The 1,163-nt window shown below is 68.8% G+C and carries 1 protein-coding gene; it reads right to left on the bottom strand.

The annotated features are described in order from the left end of the window. Positions 1–22 precede the first annotated feature (22 nt). The gene (locus AX690_RS11280) at positions 23–964 is read right to left on the bottom strand and encodes an IS110 family transposase (protein ID WP_197426842.1); all 942 of its coding nucleotides are present in this window, start codon (positions 962–964) and stop codon (positions 23–25) included. Between the last annotated feature and the right edge of the window lie 199 nt (positions 965–1,163).

Raw genomic sequence — 1,163 nt, 5'->3', positions numbered from 1 at the left:
CGGGGGAGCAACCGTGTTGAGTTCAGGCGGGTCTCCAGTCGGCTTGGTCGCGGATCATGGCGTTGAGCGTGACGAGCAGGCGACGCATGCAGGCTGTGATGGCCAGCTTGGGCGGCTTTCCGGCGGCGACCAGATGTTGATAGGCGGCTTTGGTTTGGGACGAGCCTCGCAGGCAGGTGATGACGGCGAGGTAGAGCAGTTGCCTGGGTCTGGGCCGTCCGCCTGAGCACACGGCGCGTCCCTGCCATTGACCGCTTCGTCTGATGAATGGGGCGAGCCCGGCCAGCTTGGCGATGGCCTTGCCGCCGACGGCTCCCAGTTCGGGCATGTGAGCGAGGAGTTCCGCGGCGACCAGGGGACCCACGCCGGGCGCGGTCTGCAGCCTGCGCCAGGTCGGGCAAAGCGCCTGACTGGCTCGGATCAGAGCGATGGCGGCGCGCTCCTGGGCTTTCATCGTGAGCCGGGCCTGGGCGGCCAGGGCGGCGAGCGCTTGGCGAGCGGGGCCTTCCGGTAGCGCCTGAGCCTGGGCCTCAAGAGCCTGGGCGGCCTCCTGAGCGGCTCGGCGCGCGCTCAAGCTGGCCCTCAGCGCATCCCGTTCGCGATCGCGCCGAACCGGCCGCCCGCCGGTCTGGGACAGGAACCGCCGGATCATGCCCACGTCGATCCGATCGGTCTTGGCCGGCGCGCCGAGCGCCTTGGCCAGCGCCCGCACCCGCGCCGGGTCACACCAGCGCACGTCGATCCTCGCCTCCAGCAGAGCCTCGACCAGACCCCGCTCATAGCCGCCGGAGGGTTCAAGCCCCACCACGACCGGCCGCCCCAACTTCTCGATCCAGGCGATCAACTTGCGCCAACCCTTGGGCTCATTGCTGAGCGACCAGGTCCGATCAAGCTCCGGCTCGCCGATTTCCAGCGTCGCTTTCGATACGTCCACGGCCACATAGGCCGGTTCTTGTGGCATCATCTTCCAGCCCATCCTCGTAGGTTCGGGCTCTGGGCCCAGGCAACCGTTCGGGTTCAGAAGGACGCACGTCGGACCCAAGCTCCCCCACGGGTTCCAACCAAGGTGGCGACGGCCTCGATCGTGCGGCGGCCGGCCGATGCGTGATCAGCGCCTCGACCGGCCGCTCCTCACGCTAGCTCATCTCCATCACACGAGGTGG

It is taken from the genome of Caulobacter sp. CCH9-E1, from assembly GCF_001556515.1.
Classification (GTDB): domain Bacteria; phylum Pseudomonadota; class Alphaproteobacteria; order Caulobacterales; family Caulobacteraceae; genus Caulobacter.
The sequence above is the reverse complement of the archived record's forward strand: the minus strand, read 5'-3'. Positions and strand labels throughout refer to the sequence as shown.